Consider the following 18,703-nt stretch of genomic DNA (forward strand, 5'->3'; position numbering starts at 1 on the left):
GCGCAACATTTAATCTCATTTGTTAACAGTTGCTGGGTTTTTGCGCAAAGTGAAGACCGTGCGAGAGCGGTGTCTGAAGGGGCGATTGCGCAGAAATAGTGCAAAATTTGCGCGATGATAGTGCGCGTCCCACAGTGCGACTTTATAGTTTCAAAGCGAAAGTATTTTAAATCAATCAATTAGAATTCGTACAAATTATGAGGTTTAATCGCAAATTGCGATCTAAATCAAATTTAACATCTAAAGATAAATCTGTTAGCGCCGAAATAACATCTGACAAGAAGTTAACAACCAGATAACTTGCACAGGACGCGACTATGTCTTCTCAGCTCTACGTTACCCAGCAAAATACACCGCTGGATGACGATACGACCCTCATGTCGACTACCGATCTCCACAGCTACATCACGCACGCCAACGATACGTTCGTCAATATTAGCGGTTACTCACTCAATGAATTGCTGGCGCAACCGCACAACCTGGTGCGTCACCCGGACATGCCGAAAGCAGCCTTCGCCGACATGTGGTACACCCTGCAGCAGGGCGAGCCGTGGAGCGGCATCGTCAAGAATCGGCGTAAAAATGGCGATCACTACTGGGTTCGGGCGAACGCGGTACCGATGGTGCGCGAGGGGAACGTGACGGGGTACATGTCAATTCGCACCCGCGCAACGGATGCGGAGATCGCCACGGTTGAGCCGCTTTACAAGGCGCTCAATGAGGGGCGTTGTCGACGCCGGATCCACAAAGGACTGGTGGTGCGTAAAGGATGGCTCGGGAAACTACCGGCAATGCCGGTGCGTTGGCGGGTCCGCAGCGTGATGGCGCTGATCTACGTGGTATTGGCGGCGGCGCTACACCTGTCCGGCGCGCCATGGCTTGCACAACTGATGTGTGCGCTGGTGATGTTGTTGGGTACGGCGGCGTTTGAGTGGCAGATTGTTCGCCCGATTGAGAACGTAGCGAAGCAGGCGCTGAAGGTGGCGACCGGTGAGCGAAACAGCGTGGCGCATCTGAATCGCAGTGATGAACTGGGGTTGACGCTACGCGCTGTCGGGCAACTTGGTTTGATGTGTCGCTGGCTAATCAACGACGTTTCAAGCCAGGTGTCGAGCGTCAGAAACGGTAGCGAAACCTTAGCGAAAGGCAATGACGATCTGAATAAGCATACGCGTCAGACGGTCGATAACGTCCAGCAGACGGTGACCACCATGAATCAAATGGCGGCGTCGGTAAAACAAAACTCAGAAACCGCATCCGCCGCCGATAAGCTGTCGATTGCCGCCAGTAGCGCGGCGACGCAGGGCGGTGAAGCGATGGACACCGTGATTAAAACCATGGATGACATCGCCAACAGCACACAGCGCATTGGTACCATCACCACGCTGATTAACGACATCGCTTTCCAGACGAATATCCTGGCGCTGAACGCCGCGGTTGAAGCGGCCAGGGCGGGCGAGCAGGGCAAAGGGTTTGCCGTCGTGGCAGGTGAAGTACGCCATCTGGCTAGCCGCAGCGCCAGCGCGGCGAATGATATTCGTAAGTTGATCGATGCCAGTGCGGATAAAGTACAGTCGGGTTCTCAGCAGGTCCATGCGGCGGGACGTACGATGGATGATATTGTCTCTCAGGTACAAAACGTCACCCAGTTGATTGCGCAGATCAGCCATTCAACGCTGGAGCAGTCTGACGGATTGACCAGTCTGACGCGTGCGGTAAGCGAACTTAACGACATCACGCAGAAAAACGCCGAGTTGGTTGAAGAGAGCGCGCAGGTGTCCGCTATGGTTAAACACCGTGCCAGCCGTCTGGCGGATGCCGTGACGGTGCTGCACTGATCCTTTCTTTTATCCTCATCAACGCTTACCGGTAATGGTAAGCGTTATTGTAATAATAATGTTAATGATATATTAAATATTGCCACCTACGGGTGGTTTTTTCATTTTATTCATATCTTTCAATTTCTGTCTTTTGGCGATTAAGACATTATAAAAAATCGTTTATATAACGATCGGTCTGCGTCTATTCATCGTCAAAAACTATTTTCCGACAATTATTGATAATAAAAAGCGATCAATATCATAAAGTTAGTGAGTTTGTTACCGATAAAGGAATCTGTCTGAAGAAAACTATCTCCAGGGAGAATATATGTTTTTGCGTAACATGAAGATCCGCTCAAAATTATTTATCGCGTTTGGATTGTTTATTGTACTGATGATGGTGAGTTCGGGCCTTTCATTATTTAGCCTGGACCGCGCCAACAGCGGTATGCAAAACATCATTACCAATGACTATCCCGTCACGGTAAAAGCCAATAAGCTCATCGATCATTTTCAGGATTTTGTCAGCACACAGCAGCTGATGCTGATGGACGAAGAGGGGCGCTGGGCCCAGACGTCGCAGAAAAAGCTCGACACCATTAGCCAGCAGATTACAGTGCTGCTGGATGAACTGGACGCTGCGCCGCTAAACGCCGAATCGAAAAAGGTCATCGCCGGGATCCGCGACGTGCGCGAGCAATATCTCGCCTCCCGATTCCGCATTCTGCAGGAACTGCAAAACCATAACCGACAGGCGGCAATGCAGGAGATGATGACCACGACGGTCAATGTACAGCAGGCCTATAAAGAGAAAGTTCAGGCGCTGATCGCCATTGAAGATACGCAGATGTTGCGTGCTGGCGCCCAGGTGGCAAGCGACTTCACCGCGAACCGGGCGCTGCTTATCGCGCTGGCGCTCATTGGTATTGCTGCGGGCTGTATGATGGGCTGGTATATCGTACGGTCCATCACCCGGCCGCTGAATGAAGCGGTGCAGTTTGCCGAAGCGATTGCCGAGGGCGATCTGACCCGCAATATCCTCACCACGCAGAAAGATGAGACCGGCGAACTGCTGCACGCGCTGATGGTAATGAAAACTCGTCTGCTGGAGATTGTCCAGGAAGTTCAGAACGGGTCGGAGAATATCTCCAGCGCGGCAGCGCAGATCGTCGCCGGGAACCAGGATCTGGCCGCGCGTACCGAAGAACAGGCGAGCTCCGTCGAGCAGACCGCAGCGTCAATGGAGCAGATCACCGCCACGGTAAAAAACACGGCCGAACATACCGGAGAAGCGACGAAGCTCTCTGCGGGGGCGGCGACCGTTGTGAAGAACAATGGCGAGATGATGAATCAGGTGACGCAAAAAATGCGCGTGATTAATGAAACATCTAACCGCATGTCGGACATCATCAACCTGATTGACTCCATTGCATTCCAGACCAATATTCTGGCGCTTAATGCGGCCGTCGAAGCCGCGCGAGCCGGTGAGCATGGTCGTGGGTTTGCCGTGGTGGCAGGAGAAGTACGCCAGTTGGCGCAGAAGAGCGCATCCTCTGCCAGCGAGATCCGCCATCTGATTGAGGATTCCACCGGTCAGACCCAGGAAGGGATGCTGCTGGTCGAGAAGGCTAACGGCCTGATAAACGGCATGGTCAGCAACGTCGAGGAGATGGATGTGATCCTGCGGGAGATCGGCCAGGCCAGTCGTGAGCAGACCGAGGGGATTTCGCAGATCAACAGCGCGATTGGCCTGATTGACGCCACCACCCAGCAGAACTCCTGTCTGGTTGAGGAGTCCGTTGCGGCAGCGGCGTCACTGAATGAGCAGGCGTTACACTTAAAAGAGATGGTGAAAGTGTTCCGCGTTCGCGACGGCGACGCCTTGCCTGCTTAATCAAGCTGAGTGATTTCCAGCGCCGCGCGGTCGATCACGCCAATGATCTTTTTTAACTGTGCGTCGCTGATGTCACCCTGATTCACCCTCAGATCCAGTACCGCCCTGAAGTTTTCCAGCGCTCGCTTCATCTGCGGATTCTTACGCAGTTCAAAGCCGACATTACGTGCGTTGACGCGTTCCTGGATGTGACCGAGATGTTCACGATTCTCTTCCAGCCATTGTGCGCCGGTGTCAGTGATGGTGATTTTTTTACGCCCGCCATCCTCTTCGCTGATCGTAATAAAGGCCTGATCCTGGAGGAAATCCAGCGTTGGGTAGATCACGCCAGGGCTTGGCGTATAGTTGCCCTGCGTCAGATTCTCGATGGCTTTGATTAGCTCATAACCGTGGCTGGCTTCGCGGGAAAGAATATCCAGAATCACCAGACGCAACTCCCCATGACCAAAAAAGCGTTGACGCCGCCCGCCACCGCCGCCTCTACCGTGACGATGTTCGCAACCGTCGTGATGATGCCCTTCGCCTTTACAGCAACCTTCATGATGATGTCGCATGATAATCTCCTGTTGTTTAGATATATCTAATTTATATCTAAATTTAAGATTTTGACAAGGGTAGTGTTGAAGTTTTTACTAATTATATGAATTTAAATGATAAATATTTAACGACGCAACATTGTAGACGCTATCAAAAAATGACTTGCAATTCTGGCTATTAACAATCATTATCATTTGAAAAATCTATTTAGATATATCTGATTATCACACGAAGGCCAAAAAATGATGGATAAAACTTCACGTTACCCACAGCGCGTGCGCAATGAACTGCGCTTTCGCGAACTTACCGTTTTGCGCGTAGAACGTATCGGCACGGGTTTTCAGCGTATTGTCCTCGGTGGAGATGCGTTGGAAGGCTTTAATTCGCGCGGCTTTGACGACCATAGCAAGGTGTTTTTCCCGCAACCCGGCAGCCAGTTTGTTCCGCCAACCGTGACGGAAGAAGGCATTGTCTGGGGTGAGGGCGTACGTCCGGCTTCTCGCGATTACACACCGTTGTACGATGAAGCTCGTCATGAGCTGGCGCTGGATTTCTTTATTCACGACGGCGGGGTGGCAAGTTCCTGGGCGATGAAAGCGCGCGAAGGCGATACGCTAACGATCGGGGGGCCACGTGGTTCGCTGGTGGTGCCGGAAGACTACGCTTATCAGCTCTATGTTTGTGATGAGTCCGGTATGCCAGCGTTGCGGCGTCGTCTTGAGGCGCTGAGTCGCTTACCGGTAAAACCGACGGTGACCGCGCTGGTGAGCGTCGCCGATCCGGCGTATCAGGATTACCTCGCGCATCTGGACGATTTTGCCATTGAATGGCTGGGACACGATGAGCAGGCGATTGCCGCGCGACTGGCGCAGATCGAAGTACCGGAAGAAGATTACTTCATCTGGATCACCGGGGAAGGGAAAGTGGTGAAAAACCTCAGTCAGCGCTTTGAGCAGGAACCGTTTGACCAGCAGTTAGTCCGGGCAGCGGCGTACTGGCACAACAAGTAAAGTGAGCGCCGTCGGGACAATGAAATTTAATGATTTCTTTGAGGCTGAAATCGGTTTAAGGTCATAGGGTAGTCTTGTGTTTTACATGGTAAATTTTAAGGATAAAAGTATGCCTGCAGTCATTGATAAAGCATTAGATTTCATTAACGGTATGAACACTTCAGCGTCATCTCCACACCCGATGGATGAGAGCACGGCAAAAGGGATTTTAAAGTACCTGAAAGAACTGGGATTCCCGGCCAGCGCAACAGACATCACGGCCCGGGGGGAACAAGAGGGGTGGAACCCTGGTTTTACGCAGAAATTAGCCGGATGGGCTGAAAAGTTTGAGTCCGGAGAGCGGGTATTGATTAAAGACCCTGAGTATTTTTCAATGTATATGCGTGAGCAGCTTCAGGAACTGGTCGAAGTTGAGCGCGCGTGAATTCAACAACCTGCCTTGATGCTCTTGCCAGTCAGGGAAGAGCATCCCTTTCTCTGTATTGCCGCGCGAGTGTAACTCATTGAATTTGGTGGCCCCTGCTGGACTTGAACCAGCGACCAAGCGATTATGAGTCGCCTGCTCTAACCACTGAGCTAAGGGGCCGTGGCGGTGAATTATAAAGTAACTCCTGCGCGCAATCCAGCCATAACCGTACGTATGCTGTTTTATTAAACAACGTATTTTCAATCCGTTATACTTTTCCCTACGATGTTATGTAGTGGAGTCATCATGGTTAAGGACATTTTAGCGCCGGGGTTGCGGGTCGTGTTCTGCGGCATCAATCCGGGGCTCTCTTCTGCCGGGACGGGGTTTCCGTTTGCGCATCCGGCAAACCGTTTCTGGAAGGTGATCCATCAGGCTGGTTTTACCGATCGCCAGCTCAAACCGGAAGAGGCAGAGCACCTGCTGGATTTTCGCTGTGGCGTGACCAAACTGGTCGACAGACCGACGGTGCAGGCTAATGAAGTCTCGCGTAAGGAGTTGCACGATGGTGGACGTAGCCTGATTGCTAAGATTGAGCAGTACCAACCGCATGCCCTGGCGATTCTGGGTAAGCAGGCGTTTGAACAAGGCTTCAGCCAGCGCGGCGTACAGTGGGGAAAGCAGAGTATAACGATTGGCGCAACGCAGGTGTGGGTATTGCCGAATACCAGCGGATTGAGCCGTATTACCCTGGATAAACTGGTGGAAGCCTTCAGGGAACTGGATGAGGCGCTGATCGTGCGCGGAATGTAAAAAAAAACGCCACCGGGAAGGTGGCGTTTGCAGTTTATGCGACGGGATTAATCGTCCAGGAAGCTACGAAGTACTTCAGAACGGCTCGGGTGACGCAGTTTACGCAGCGCCTTCGCTTCGATCTGACGGATACGTTCGCGGGTAACGTCGAACTGTTTACCCACTTCTTCCAGCGTGTGGTCGGTGTTCATATCGATACCGAAACGCATACGCAGAACTTTCGCTTCACGAGCGGTCAAACCGGCCAGCACGTCGTGCGTTGCCGCACGCAGGCTTTCGGTGGTCGCAGAATCCAGCGGCAGCTCGAGGGTGGTATCCTCGATGAAATCACCCAGATGCGAATCTTCATCGTCACCGATCGGGGTTTCCATGGAGATCGGCTCTTTGGCGATCTTCAGCACTTTACGGATCTTGTCTTCCGGCATCAGCATGCGTTCAGCCAGTTCTTCCGGCGTCGGCTCGCGACCCATCTCTTGCAGCATCTGGCGGGAGATACGGTTGAGCTTGTTGATCGTCTCAATCATATGCACCGGAATACGGATGGTGCGCGCCTGATCCGCGATAGAGCGGGTGATCGCCTGACGGATCCACCAGGTGGCGTAGGTGGAGAACTTGTAACCACGACGGTATTCGAACTTATCGACCGCTTTCATCAGACCGATGTTACCTTCCTGAATCAGATCCAGGAACTGCAGACCACGGTTGGTGTATTTCTTGGCGATAGAGATAACCAGACGTAAGTTGGCTTCAACCATCTCTTTCTTCGCACGACGCGCTTTCGCTTCGCCGATGGACATGCGACGGTTGATGTCTTTGACCTGTTCGATAGTCAGGCCGGTCTCTTCTTCGATCTGTTGCAGCTTCTGCAGGCCACGGTGAACGTCATCGGCCACATCGTGCAGTTTTTCGGACCACGGTTTGTTCATCGCGATAGCCGCGTTGAACCAGGTTTCGCTGGTCTCGTTGCCGGTGAACAGGGTGATGAAGTTCTTCTTCGGCATTTTGCACTGCTCAACGCAGAGCTTCATGATCAGACGTTCCTGGGTACGGACCCTGTCCATCATGACGCGCATGCTGTTTACCAGGTAGTCGAACTGCTTCGGCACCAGACGGAACTGCTTGAACACTTCAGACAGCTTCAGGATTTCAGCCTGAGCATCGGCGTGGCTACGACCTTTCGCTTTGATGGTGTCACGCGTAACTTCATACTGAGTACGCAGTTCACCGAACTTCTCGCGCGCCAGCTCAGGGTCGATGCTGTTGTCGTCATCGCTGCTGTCGTCGTCTTCTTCTTCGTCTTCGTCCTCATCGTCATCCATGTCTTCCTGAGATAACTCAGAGCCGACATGAGTGGCGGTAGGGGCCATATCTTCTTCCGCGTTCGGATCGACAAAACCGGTGATCAGATCGGACAGACGGGCTTCTTCAGCCTCAACGCGATCGTACTGCTCAAGCAGATAGGTAATGGCTTCTGGATATTCAGCAACGGAGCACTGAACCTGGTTGATCCCGTCTTCGATGCGTTTCGCAATATCGATTTCGCCTTCGCGGGTCAACAGTTCAACGGTACCCATTTCACGCATGTACATGCGAACCGGGTCAGTGGTACGACCGATTTCAGACTCTACGCTGGACAGAACTTGCGCAGCCGCTTCTTCCGCGTCTTCGTCGGTACTGGTGGTGTTTTCAGCAAGCAGCAGATCATCGGCATCCGGTGCTTCTTCCATCACCTGAATACCCATGTCGTTGATCATTTGGATGATATCTTCAATCTGATCTGAATCGACGATATCTTCCGGCAGATGGTCATTGACCTCGGCATAGGTCAGATAGCCTTGCTCCTTACCACGGGTGACAAGAAGCTTGAGCTGTGACTGCGGGTTTTGCTCCATAAGACGGTATCCACACTTAATTCGTTTGATTAGCGTCAGCAAGCCGTTGCTGCCAACATTTAAAGCGAGGGCGTACTTATATTTGTGCCGCTGCCTCTCAGTGCGGCTGTCGGGGGCTTCCCGATCGCTATTCGGCACTTAAGCCGTTAAATACTTCATCCTTCAAGTTGTCTCTGTGTTAGCGGCGTTCTCTTGCTGCCTTGATACAACTCGAATGATTTTGTCTGTTTCAATTATTTCTTCGCCAGTTCCTGATTCAACGTCCAGAGTTCCCGGCGTTCTTCGCTGCTTAAACCGTGTGTGCGCTCGCGGGCGATTAGCTCTTCCTGGCGCAGCTCAAGCATCGAATCAAACATATGGTTGAGTGAGTCGGTGAAGGTTTTTTCAGCAATATCCTTATCTGCTATATCGTCCCACATCGACAGTTTTTCAAGGGTGGCCGCATCATTTGTGCCACGATAGTGTTCTAAAAGTTGTCCGGTAGTGAGTCCGGGCTGGGACAAACAAGTGTTGACCAGTTCAGCGAATAAGCCAAGTCCGGGCAGTTTATTCTGATCCAGACCACTTAGCGGCGGCACCATCGGCGCCAGTTCCGGATTTTGCACCAGCAGTCCTATCAGTATACGCATGGTCGTGCGTTTTAGCTGCGGAGCGGGTCGGGAAGCCCCACTTTCGGACAATTTTGGCATTAATCGTTCAAGTTGGCTGTCATCCAGAATGCCAAGCTTGTTGCCCAATTCCTGGCGCAGATAAATGCGCAACGTTTCACCCGGTACCTGTGTGATGAGCGGCAACGCCAGCGTACTCAACTGCGCACGTCCGTCCGGGGTGCTCAGGTCCACCTGCGGCAGCAGGCTATTAAACAAAAACGCGGAGAGCGGCAGGGCCTGCTCCATCCGGGCTTCGAATGCCTCTTTCCCCTCTTTACGCACCAGCGTATCGGGGTCTTCGCCATCAGGTAAAAACATAAAGCGTAGCTGACGACCATCCGTCATATACGGCAGCGCGGTTTCCAGTGCGCGCCAGGCGGCGTCTCGTCCGGCCCGGTCACCGTCATAACAGCAAATGACGTTGTTCGTGGCGCGGAACAGAAGCTGAATATGATCGGCGGTGGTTGAAGTGCCCAACGAAGCCACGGCATAGTTAATGCCATACTGCGCCAGCGCCACCACATCCATATAGCCTTCCACCACTAACAGACGTTGCGGATCGGCGTTATCCTGCTGCGCTTCATAAAGGCCATACAGCTGGCGACCCTTATGGAAAATATCGGTTTCCGGGGAGTTAAGGTACTTCGGCAGGGCATCACCCAGCACACGACCACCAAAACCTATCACCCGGCCACGCTTGTCGCGGATGGGGAACATCACCCGTTCGCGGAAACGATCGTAACTGCGTCCCTGATCGTTGGTGACCAACATGCCCGCATCCACCAGCGACTGGCGATTTTCGCTATTGCCGCCAAACCGTTTCAGGACGTTGTCCCAACCGGGGGGCGCAAAGCCAATAGCAAAACGCGCGATCACTTCACTACTGAGTCCTCGCTTTTCCAGATACTGGCGCGCAGGGGTAGCGGCGGGTTGCATCAGAGATTGCTGATAAAACGTGTTCAGGCCATCCATTAGTTGATAAAGGCTTTGCCGTTGATGGCGCTCTATCTGGCTGGGGCCTGTGCCTGCTTCAAACGGGACGTCAAGATTATGCATGGCCGCCAGTTCTTCGACGGTTTCCACGAACTCGAGCTTGTCGTAGTTCATCAGGAAGTCGATGACGTTGCCGTGCGCGCCGCATCCGAAGCAGTGATAAAACTGTTTTTCACCGTTTACGGTGAAAGAGGGGGTTTTTTCGTTATGGAACGGACAGCACGCGTGATAATTCTTGCCCTGCTTTTTCAGCTTTACCCGCGCGTCGATGAGATCGACGATGTCGGTTCGTGCCAGCAGGTCATTGATAAATACGCGTGGGATTCGTCCAGCCATATGCCCCGTTTATTTTTTATGACTCATATACACAAAATCATTCAGGTTGCATCAAGGCGGCAAGAGAGCGAATCCTCAGGAGCGTACATCAGTACGTGACTGGGGTGAGCGAGCGCAGCCAACGCAGAGGCAGCTTGAATGACGACGTGTATAAACGAAAATAAGCCGCGCATTCCTTTCGGAAGCACGGCCTTACAACTACAACTCGGTCTGAATCGAGAGCCTCAGCCCTCGACAGAGATTAGTACAGACGAGTGCGGCGTGCGTTTTCGCGAGCCAGTTTCTTCGCGTGACGTTTCACAGCAGAAGCTTTAGCGCGCTTACGTTCGGTAGTCGGTTTTTCATAGAACTCACGACGACGAACTTCCGCCAGAACGCCTGCTTTCTCGCAGGAACGCTTGAAGCGACGCAGTGCTACGTCGAACGGCTCGTTTTCACGTACTTTAATTACCGGCATGTAACTCTCACCTTTAATAAATTCGGTTTGCCGCTGGCATCAGCGCCAGCTTATTTCAAAATGGTGCGGAATTTTACTGCAATTGCTGCTGCTTTGTAAAGCACCGATGCGATTTTGAAAGGGACTTTTATAAGGGGGGAGAGTATACACGAAATCGGGAGTGAGGGTATACATCTACCCGCATTCGACCTACACTGCGCGGTAATAAAGTGAGGTAGAAACAAGTCATGCGTGTACTGGGAATTGAAACATCCTGCGATGAAACCGGCATCGCCATTTACGACGACGAAAAAGGTCTGTTAGCCAACCAATTGTATAGTCAGGTGAAATTACATGCTGACTACGGCGGAGTCGTGCCTGAACTGGCCTCCCGCGATCATGTTCGCAAAACGGTGCCGTTGATCCAGGCGGCGCTGAAAGAGGCGGGACTGAGTGCAAAAGAGATTGATGCGGTGGCGTATACCGCAGGACCGGGTCTGGTTGGCGCGCTGCTGGTTGGCGCAACCGTCGGTCGTTCTCTGGCGTTTGCGTGGAATGTGCCCGCGATCCCGGTACACCACATGGAAGGACATCTGCTGGCGCCAATGCTGGAAGATAATCCGCCGGAATTCCCCTTTGTGGCGCTGTTGGTGTCGGGGGGGCATACCCAGCTTATCAGCGTGACTGGCGTCGGACAGTATGAACTGCTGGGTGAATCGATTGATGACGCCGCCGGTGAAGCGTTCGATAAAACCGCAAAACTGCTGGGGCTTGACTATCCTGGCGGTCCGATGCTGTCGAAAATGGCGTCGCAGGGCACCGCCGGACGTTTTGTTTTCCCGCGGCCCATGACCGATCGTCCGGGGCTGGATTTCAGCTTCTCCGGACTGAAAACCTTTGCGGCGAATACGATCCGCAATAACGGCGACGATGATCAAACCCGTGCCGATATCGCCCGGGCGTTTGAAGACGCGGTGGTGGATACGTTGATGATCAAGTGTAAACGTGCGCTGGATCAGACCGGCTTTAAGCGCCTGGTGATGGCGGGCGGCGTCAGCGCCAACCGCACGCTGCGAGCGAAGCTGGCGGAGATGATGCAAAAACGCCGTGGTGAAGTGTTTTATGCCCGTCCGGAATTTTGCACCGATAACGGGGCGATGATTGCCTATGCCGGTATGGTGCGCTTTAAAGCGGGCGCTACGGCGGATCTTGGCGTGACTGTGCGTCCACGCTGGCCATTGGCGGAACTGCCTGCTGCTTAGGTGTTGTTTGTCCTGCCCGGTGGCGCAGCGCTTACCGGGCCTACGAATCTATTCTCTGCGTTTACCGGATCGACAAGACCGTAGGCCGGGTCAGGCGAAGCCGCTACCCGGCAATACACCGCATTATACCCGCACTACATCCGCAACATTCCTCTGTCTTCCAGAAACGCAATAATCGTCGCCAGACCGTCACCCGCTTTTAAATTAGTAAACGTCCACGGGCGATCGCCGCGCATGCGCAACGTGTCGCGCTCCATCACCTCCAGCGATGCGCCGACATAGGGAGCGAGATCGGTTTTGTTGATCACCAGGAAATCCGATTTGGTGATCCCCGGTCCGCCTTTACGCGGGATCTTTTCCCCTTCGGCGACGTCGATCACATAGATCGTCAGATCCGCCAGCTCCGGGCTGAAGGTGGCGCTCAGGTTGTCGCCGCCGCTCTCGACAAAGATCAGATCCAGATTGCCGAATTTTTCGCTTAATGCTTCCACCGCCGCCAGATTCATCGAGGCGTCTTCGCGGATGGCGGTATGCGGACAGCCGCCGGTTTCTACACCGACAATGCGTTCCGGCGCCAGTGCGCCCGCTTCGGTGAGAATCCGCTGATCTTCTTTGGTGTAGATATCGTTGGTGACCACCGCCAGTTGCCAGCGGTCGCGCATCGCTTTGCATAACGCTTCCAGCAGGGCAGTTTTACCGGAACCGACCGGGCCGCCTACGCCAACGCGCAGGGGATGTTTGTACTCACTCATTGTCTCTCCTCAGGAGCGAAATAAACGGCAATATTGGGTTTCATGGCGTGCAGAGGCGATGGCTGCCAGCGGCGTGGCGGAACCCAGACGGTCGTCCGGACACGCCAGCGCTTGCGTCATGCCTTTGGCGTACTGTGCGCAAAGTGAAATAATCAGCCGTTGCGCGGCCTGTTGACCAAACGGCACCAGCTTAACTCCGGCCATCACGGCGCTCTCGATCCAGCTGTAGCCGAGCGTTAACGCCAGGTCATGCAGCGGAATACGCCACTGTACGCCCAGCCAGGCCATACCGCAGAGCTGACTGTCGGCAAAGCGTGCGCGCCATTGCTGCGGGCACTCTGGCTGCCAGTCGACCACCAGTCGGGTGAACGCTACACCCCGGCTACGCTCTTCTTCCCGCAGCTCGCGGGTTTCCCGGCAGGCCAGCAGATACGCGGTCCAGCGGCGTGCGGCGTCAATATCATCCTGTTCACAGGCGTGATACAGACGGGCAAACAGCGGCAGATCGATGGTGAAAACGTTATTTTCCATCTGCCGGATTTGCCAGCATTCGAAGGCGTCCACGCTGTCCACCCAGCCGGTTTCTACCGCCCACTCCAGCCCCTGGGACCAGGTAAACGAGCCCACCGGCAGGCTGCTGCTGGCGAGTTGCAGCAGACGCAACTGCTGTTGTGCGTCACGCATCAGTGCGCATGGCTGTGGTGATGGCCGTGGGATTCACCGGCATACGCCCCGGCCTCGGGTTCAAACGGCAGATGGGCAAACGTCACCTCTAGCCTGAACTGGCGCAGCATCGTGTCCAGAACGTGATCGTGGTGATAGCGCAGTTCATCCGGCAAAATTTGCAGCGGGACGTGACGGTTGCCGAGGTGGTAACAGGCTTTCGCGAGCAGGAACGGATCGGCGCAACGCACCACCGATACCGCTTCGCTGGCGGCGATAATTTCCACCACTTCCGTGCCATCCTCCGTGCTCAGGCAATCACCGCCGCGCAGCAGCAGACCACGGGGCAGCACCAGCCCCGCCTCGCGCCCGTCATTGAGCTGTACTTTCGCCCGGCTCTTCACGCGGATATCAATCGGCAGCGTCAGCGTGGCGGTGATGTGCGCTGGGGTGTCAACGCGTTGCGTCAATAACAGCATCTCGGCTCCTCAAAATAAAAAGTAACGTTGCGCCATCGGCAGAACATCGGCGGGTTCGCTGGTAATGAGTTCGCCGTCGATACGAACCTCGTAGGTCTGGGCATCCACGGTGATAGTCGGTTGCAGGCTGTTGTGGATCATGTCGGCTTTTTTCACCGTCCGGCAGCCTTTCACCACGGCGGTTTGGCTTTGCAAATTGAGCTGCTGTGCGATGCCGTTTTCCATCGCCGCCTGCGACAGAAAGGTCAGTCGGGAATGGTGACGCGCTGCGCCGAGCGTGCCAAACATCATGCGGTAATGCACCGGTTGCGGCGTGGGGATGGAGGCATTAATGTCTCCCATCGGCGCGCAGGCGATCATGCCGCCTTTCACGATCGTTGCAGGCTTCACGCCGAAAAAGGCCGGTGACCAGAGCACCAGATCCGCCAGCTTTCCGGCTTCAATGGAACCGACTTCGTGAGCAATACCGTGGGTCAGCGCCGGATTAATGGTGTACTTGGCGATATAGCGCTTCACGCGCAGATTATCGTTTTCACCTGCCTCCTCGGCTAACGGACCGCGCTGGACCTTCATCCGGTGCGCCACCTGCCAGGTGCGCAGGATCACTTCCCCCACGCGCCCCATCGCCTGTGAATCCGATGAGGTCAGAGAAAACGCGCCAATATCGTGTAACACATCTTCGGCGGCGATGGTCTCCCGACGGATCCGTGATTCGGCAAAGGCGACATCCTCGGCGATATCCGGGTCCAGATGGTGGCAGACCATCAGCATGTCGAGATGTTCATCAATGGTATTGACGGTATAAGGCAGCGTCGGGTTGGTGGAGGAGGGGAGAATATTGGCATGTGCACAGGCGGTGATGATATCCGGCGCATGTCCGCCGCCAGCCCCTTCGGTGTGAAAGGTGTGGATGGTTCGATCGCCAATCGCCGCCAGCGTATCTTCGACAAAGCCTGACTCGTTCAGAGTATCGCTGTGCAGCGCCACCTGAATGTCCATCTCATCGGCCACGGTTAGCGCACAGTCGATAGCCGCAGGCGTCGCGCCCCAGTCTTCGTGGATTTTCAGGCCAATGGCACCGGCGGCAACCTGTTCGCGCAGGGCATCGGGGTGGGAGCCATTGCCTTTACCCAGCAGGCCGATATTGACGGGCAGCGTATCCGCCGCCTGTAGCATCCGGGCGATGTACCACGGTCCCGGCGTGCAGGTGGTAGCGTTGGTGCCGGCAGCCGGTCCGGTGCCGCCGCCAATCATTGTCGTCACGCCGGAGACCAGCGCCTCTTCCGCCTGTTGCGGACAGATCCAGTGAATATGAGTATCCACGCCGCCAGCAGTGACGATCTTGCCTTCACCGGCGATCGCTTCGGTGGCGACGCCGATCGGGATCGTCACGTCCGGCTGAATATCCGGATTCCCGGCTTTGCCAATGGCGAAGATCCTGCCGTCTTTAATGCCGATGTCCGCTTTGACGATCCCCCAGTGATCGACGATCAGCGCGTTGGTGATTACCAGATCCACGCATTCCTGAGACGGCATCTGTCCCTGGCCCATGCCATCGCGGATCACTTTGCCGCCGCCGAATTTCACCTCTTCGCCATAGGTCGTGAAGTCGTGTTCCACTTCGATCCACAGATCCGTGTCCGCCAGACGCACTTTATCGCCGGTGGTCGGGCCGAACATGTCGGCGTAAGCCTGCCGGGAAATCTCAGCCATGCTTCACCTCCAGCGCACCCATGACGTCGCCGCGAAAGCCAAAAATACGCTGTGCGCCCGCCACGCGAACCAGTTCGACTTCTCGCTTTTGGCCCGGTTCAAAACGTACCGCGGTGCCCGCCGGAATATTCAGCCGAAAACCCCGCGCAGATTCGCGGGAAAAGCGGAGCGCCGGGTTGACCTCGTAAAAGTGGTAGTGCGACCCCACCTGAATGGGGCGATCGCCATGGTTTTCCACCACGATCGTGCGCGTTTCGCGCCCTGCATTGATCGCAATGTTTCCCGCTGCGATCCGGTACTCACCTGGAATCATAGGGTCTCCTTAGACGATCGGACTGTGGACGGTGACCAGCTTCGAACCGTCCGGAAAAGTCGCTTCCACCTGGATGTCCGGGATCATTTCCGGAACGCCTTCCATCACCTGCTCACGGTTCAGAACGTGGCGGCCCTCTTCCATCAGCGAGGCAACGCTTTTACCGTCGCGCGCGCCTTCCATGATAAAGGCGCTGATGAGCGCCACGGATTCCGGATAGTTCAGTTTCAGGCCACGCGCCAGTCGGCGTTCTGCGACCAGCGCGGCGGTAAAGAGCAACAGTTTGTCTTTTTCTCTGGGGGTCAGTTCCATAAGCGTCTCTCAGGTTTGCCAGATGCGCGGCAGGTGCGGTGGCTTTTGGGTTAACAGCGGGCGTAAAAACTGCCAGATGTCGCGCATGACGCGCTGAATAATCAGGTTGTCGTCAGCCAGAAAACGAACCGTCAGCAGTGAGTCGACGAGCGTTGCCCCGGCGTAATCACCGAGCGGAGCCAGACGTTCCCGCACACCGTCGAGCATCTGTTCCGTGGCCGGATAGCAGAGCAGGGTGCCGCACCATGGCTGGCTGGCGATGGCTGAGAGATCCCCATCCCTCAGCGTCAGGCGTTCAATGAGCAGCGGCTGCCCCTCGCGCCAGATCTCCAGACGGTTATGCAGCGTGCCGTGGCTGAACATCTCTTGCATGACCGGTCGCCCGAGGCAGAGCAGATCCCAGCCCAGCAGGCGGCTTTCCGCGGTGAGATGAAATACGGAGCGGAGGCTGGCGTTAGCGCCGGGGAACAGGATCGTATCCTGCGGCAGCCATTCCAGCGTCGCGTTTGGGGCCAGCGTGAACGTCTGATGCAGGCGCGCCTGCGGGCCTGCGCTACGATAAAACTTACCCGCGCCGGGCATGGTGATTAATACGTGACTGTTTTCGTCCAGCGTGACGGAAATTTGAAGCTCATCGCCGCCGACAATTCCACCGGGCGGATGGAGTAAATAGAGGTGGCAAACATCGTCTTGCGGATAAAACGGCCGTTGAACCGTCAGGGGACCGACGTGGCGTGCGCGGGTGAGCACCGTTTTGTGCGCGGTATGGCTAAACCGCAGGTCGAGTTCGGCCTGCCAGCCCCGTGTCGGTGTCTTGTGCGCAACGGTTTCCAGAGCGTTTCCCTTCTCAGCGTGAGGGTGTTTGCATAGCAAAAAGTATGCCTCAGCGCGGCGGGAAAACGGTCATATGAGACGCTTATGGAAAAAAGGGGCGACAGCCCTGCCGCCCCAACGGGGTTAAAGCAAAACGAGAGGCATCCAGATAAGCCCGGTCGCCAGCAGCAGCACCAGGAAAATCAGGCCGAAAATTGCCCCCAGCCGCCAGTAATCGACGGTCGGCAGATAACCGCTGCCATAGTAGATAGGGCTTGGTCCGGTCGCATACGGGGTGAGAATGCTGCCCAGACCAATAGCCGCACCGACCATCAGGCAGAATACCGGTAATGGAATTTCCGGCATCGCCAGCGCGGCAGCGATCATCATCGGTGCCAGCGCGGAAGTGTAGGCCGTTGCGCTGGCAAAAAAGTAACGCAACAGCCAGAACACCACGATCAGCGCGATCATCACCATCACCGGTGAGTAGCCGCTCAATCCGCTGGCCAGCAGCTTGCCAAACCAGGTGATAAAGCCAGTGTTGTTCAGTCCGGTTGCGAGGGTGATAAGCGAGGCCAGCCAGAAGAAGACGTTCCACGCCGATTTATTACTGACGATGTCATCCCAGGAGATGATGCGCAGCACCAGCATCAGGGCGACGACGCTGTAACCGACCATGGCGGCGTCGATGTAGTCCCCACCGAAGATCCACAACACCAGGGCGCCTACCATCAGCACCAGCATCTTTTTCTCACGCGAGCAGAGCGGTCCCATCTCTTTGAGTTCCGATTCCGCCCAGCGTGGCACCTGATCGCCCGACTTCAGCACGGGCGGATACAGCACATAGGCGAGCCACGGCACCAACAGAACCAGCAAAATGCTCAGCGGCAGCATGCCTAAGAACCAGTCGCCCCAGCTCAGCGCCGTATGGGATGCGGTCTTCATCAGGCCAATCAGCAGCAGGTTCGGCGCCATTGCCGTCAGGAAAATGGCGCTGGTCACGCAGTCGGCGGTGATCCCCATCCACATAATGTAAGAACCAATGGAACGGGCGCTGGGATCGTTGGGTTTTGAGTTATAGAGCGGTGGTAGATTGCGGATAATTGGGTAGATGATCCCTGCGCCGCGTGCGGAGTTAGATGGTGTAACGGGAGCGAGAATCAGCTCGGAGAACATCACCGCATAGCCGAGAAACAGCGTGCGGTGCCCCATTTTTTTCACCAGCATCAGCGCGATACGCCGACCGAGGCCGGTTTTTTCATAGCCGGTGCCAAACATAAAAGCGGCGAAAATCAGCCAGATCACCGAGTTAGAAAAACCAGAAACCGCCCACGAGAGCGCTTTGGAGGTAAATTTGAATCCGTCCTGGGCGAGTTGTTCGGGGCTGAACAGCAACCACGGCGAGAGAACCGCGATAATCGATATCCCAATCATCGCCACGACTGCGCCGGGTACCGGTTCCAGAATGAGTCCCACGATGACGCCGGTAAAGACCGCAAAGTAGAGCCAGGTGTGGCTCTCAAGACCGGTGGGGACGGGCAAAACAGCAATAATGGCGATGACCACCAGCGGAGCCAGATATCGCCACCAACCAGATAAAGGTGCCATT

18 protein-coding genes and 1 tRNA gene are annotated in these 18,703 nt (G+C 55.1%); 6 read left to right on the forward strand and 13 right to left on the reverse strand.

Going from position 1 to position 18,703, the window contains the following annotated elements:
* The first annotated feature begins 317 nt into the window (after positions 1–317).
* Together AL479_RS12275 and AL479_RS12280 are read left to right on the forward strand one after the other, a co-directional pair.
* Entirely contained in the window at positions 318–1,838 is a 1,521-nt protein-coding gene (locus AL479_RS12275) for a PAS domain-containing methyl-accepting chemotaxis protein (RefSeq protein WP_061076246.1), read from the forward strand.
* A 310-nt stretch (positions 1,839–2,148) separates the two neighbouring features.
* The gene (locus AL479_RS12280) at positions 2,149–3,714 is read left to right on the forward strand and encodes a methyl-accepting chemotaxis protein (protein WP_061076247.1); all 1,566 of its coding nucleotides are present in this window, start codon (positions 2,149–2,151) and stop codon (positions 3,712–3,714) included.
* Here the strand turns inward: AL479_RS12280 and AL479_RS12285 are convergent.
* Positions 3,711–4,271 carry a PadR family transcriptional regulator gene (locus tag AL479_RS12285; RefSeq protein ID WP_192575260.1) on the reverse strand — a complete coding sequence of 187 codons (561 nt, stop codon included), beginning with the start codon at positions 4,269–4,271 and terminating at the stop codon, positions 3,711–3,713. The genes AL479_RS12280 and AL479_RS12285 overlap by 4 nt on opposite strands.
* Before the next feature lie 225 nt (positions 4,272–4,496).
* Between AL479_RS12285 and AL479_RS12290 the strand changes: the two genes are divergently transcribed.
* Together AL479_RS12290 and AL479_RS12295 are read left to right on the forward strand one after the other, a co-directional pair.
* Positions 4,497–5,261 (forward strand): siderophore-interacting protein, encoded by a 765-nt coding sequence (locus AL479_RS12290; RefSeq protein ID WP_105291816.1) that lies wholly within the window; start codon positions 4,497–4,499, stop codon positions 5,259–5,261.
* 85 nt (positions 5,262–5,346) lie between these two features.
* Positions 5,347–5,685, forward strand: a complete 339-nt coding sequence (locus tag AL479_RS12295) for a DUF1889 family protein (RefSeq protein ID WP_071887714.1) — start codon at positions 5,347–5,349, stop codon at positions 5,683–5,685.
* Between the two features lie 86 nt (positions 5,686–5,771).
* Here AL479_RS12295 and AL479_RS12300 read toward each other — a convergent pair.
* Positions 5,772–5,847: transfer RNA gene (locus AL479_RS12300), tRNA-Ile, on the reverse strand.
* A gap of 126 nt (positions 5,848–5,973) precedes the next feature.
* Between AL479_RS12300 and mug the strand changes: the two genes are divergently transcribed.
* Positions 5,974–6,480, forward strand: a complete 507-nt coding sequence (mug, locus tag AL479_RS12305) for a G/U mismatch-specific DNA glycosylase (RefSeq protein WP_061076251.1) — start codon at positions 5,974–5,976, stop codon at positions 6,478–6,480.
* A 47-nt stretch (positions 6,481–6,527) separates the two neighbouring features.
* Here the strand turns inward: mug and rpoD are convergent, their stop codons facing one another.
* The 3 genes from rpoD to rpsU form a co-directional block, all read right to left on the reverse strand.
* Positions 6,528–8,372, reverse strand: a complete 1,845-nt coding sequence (gene rpoD / locus AL479_RS12310) for an RNA polymerase sigma factor RpoD (protein WP_061076252.1) — start codon at positions 8,370–8,372, stop codon at positions 6,528–6,530.
* Between the two features lie 233 nt (positions 8,373–8,605).
* Complete coding sequence (dnaG, locus tag AL479_RS12315; RefSeq protein ID WP_061076253.1) at positions 8,606–10,351, reverse strand: DNA primase; 1,746 nt, start codon at positions 10,349–10,351, stop codon at positions 8,606–8,608.
* 241 nt (positions 10,352–10,592) lie between these two features.
* Entirely contained in the window at positions 10,593–10,808 is a 216-nt protein-coding gene (gene rpsU, locus AL479_RS12320; protein WP_001144069.1) for a 30S ribosomal protein S21, read from the reverse strand.
* Between the two features lie 227 nt (positions 10,809–11,035).
* Here rpsU and tsaD point away from each other — a divergent pair, with 227 nt between their 5' ends.
* The gene (gene tsaD / locus AL479_RS12325) at positions 11,036–12,049 is read left to right on the forward strand and encodes a tRNA (adenosine(37)-N6)-threonylcarbamoyltransferase complex transferase subunit TsaD (RefSeq protein WP_061076254.1); all 1,014 of its coding nucleotides are present in this window, start codon (positions 11,036–11,038) and stop codon (positions 12,047–12,049) included.
* A gap of 134 nt (positions 12,050–12,183) precedes the next feature.
* Here tsaD and ureG read toward each other — a convergent pair whose 3' ends face one another.
* The 8 genes from ureG to AL479_RS12365 form a co-directional block, all read right to left on the reverse strand.
* The gene (gene ureG, locus AL479_RS12330) at positions 12,184–12,801 is read right to left on the reverse strand and encodes an urease accessory protein UreG (protein ID WP_061076255.1); all 618 of its coding nucleotides are present in this window, start codon (positions 12,799–12,801) and stop codon (positions 12,184–12,186) included.
* Positions 12,802–12,810: 9 nt separating this feature from the next.
* Positions 12,811–13,485, reverse strand: coding sequence for an urease accessory protein UreF (locus AL479_RS12335; RefSeq protein WP_061076256.1), 675 nt, complete (start codon positions 13,483–13,485; stop codon positions 12,811–12,813).
* The gene (gene ureE / locus AL479_RS12340; RefSeq protein ID WP_061076257.1) at positions 13,485–13,943 is read right to left on the reverse strand and encodes an urease accessory protein UreE; all 459 of its coding nucleotides are present in this window, start codon (positions 13,941–13,943) and stop codon (positions 13,485–13,487) included. The genes AL479_RS12335 and ureE overlap by 1 nt, the downstream gene beginning before the upstream one ends.
* 9 nt (positions 13,944–13,952) lie before the next feature.
* A complete protein-coding gene (gene ureC, locus AL479_RS12345; protein ID WP_061076258.1) occupies positions 13,953–15,656 on the reverse strand; it encodes an urease subunit alpha in 1,704 nt (567 codons plus the stop codon).
* A complete protein-coding gene (locus tag AL479_RS12350; RefSeq protein ID WP_061076259.1) occupies positions 15,649–15,969 on the reverse strand; it encodes an urease subunit beta in 321 nt (106 codons plus the stop codon). Before AL479_RS12350 ends, ureC begins: the two co-directional genes overlap by 8 nt.
* A gap of 9 nt (positions 15,970–15,978) precedes the next feature.
* On the reverse strand, positions 15,979–16,281 hold the full coding sequence (locus AL479_RS12355; protein WP_061076260.1) for an urease subunit gamma: 303 nt from the start codon (positions 16,279–16,281) through the stop codon (positions 15,979–15,981).
* A gap of 9 nt (positions 16,282–16,290) precedes the next feature.
* Positions 16,291–17,115 carry an urease accessory protein UreD gene (locus AL479_RS12360; RefSeq protein ID WP_200081918.1) on the reverse strand — a complete coding sequence of 275 codons (825 nt, stop codon included), beginning with the start codon at positions 17,113–17,115 and terminating at the stop codon, positions 16,291–16,293.
* 123 nt (positions 17,116–17,238) lie between these two features.
* Positions 17,239–18,702, reverse strand: a complete 1,464-nt coding sequence (locus tag AL479_RS12365; protein ID WP_042998189.1) for an anion permease — start codon at positions 18,700–18,702, stop codon at positions 17,239–17,241.
* Position 18,703: the final 1 nt, after the last annotated feature.

It is taken from the genome of Citrobacter amalonaticus (assembly GCF_001559075.2).
In the GTDB taxonomy this organism is placed as follows: domain Bacteria; phylum Pseudomonadota; class Gammaproteobacteria; order Enterobacterales; family Enterobacteriaceae; genus Citrobacter_A; species Citrobacter_A amalonaticus_F.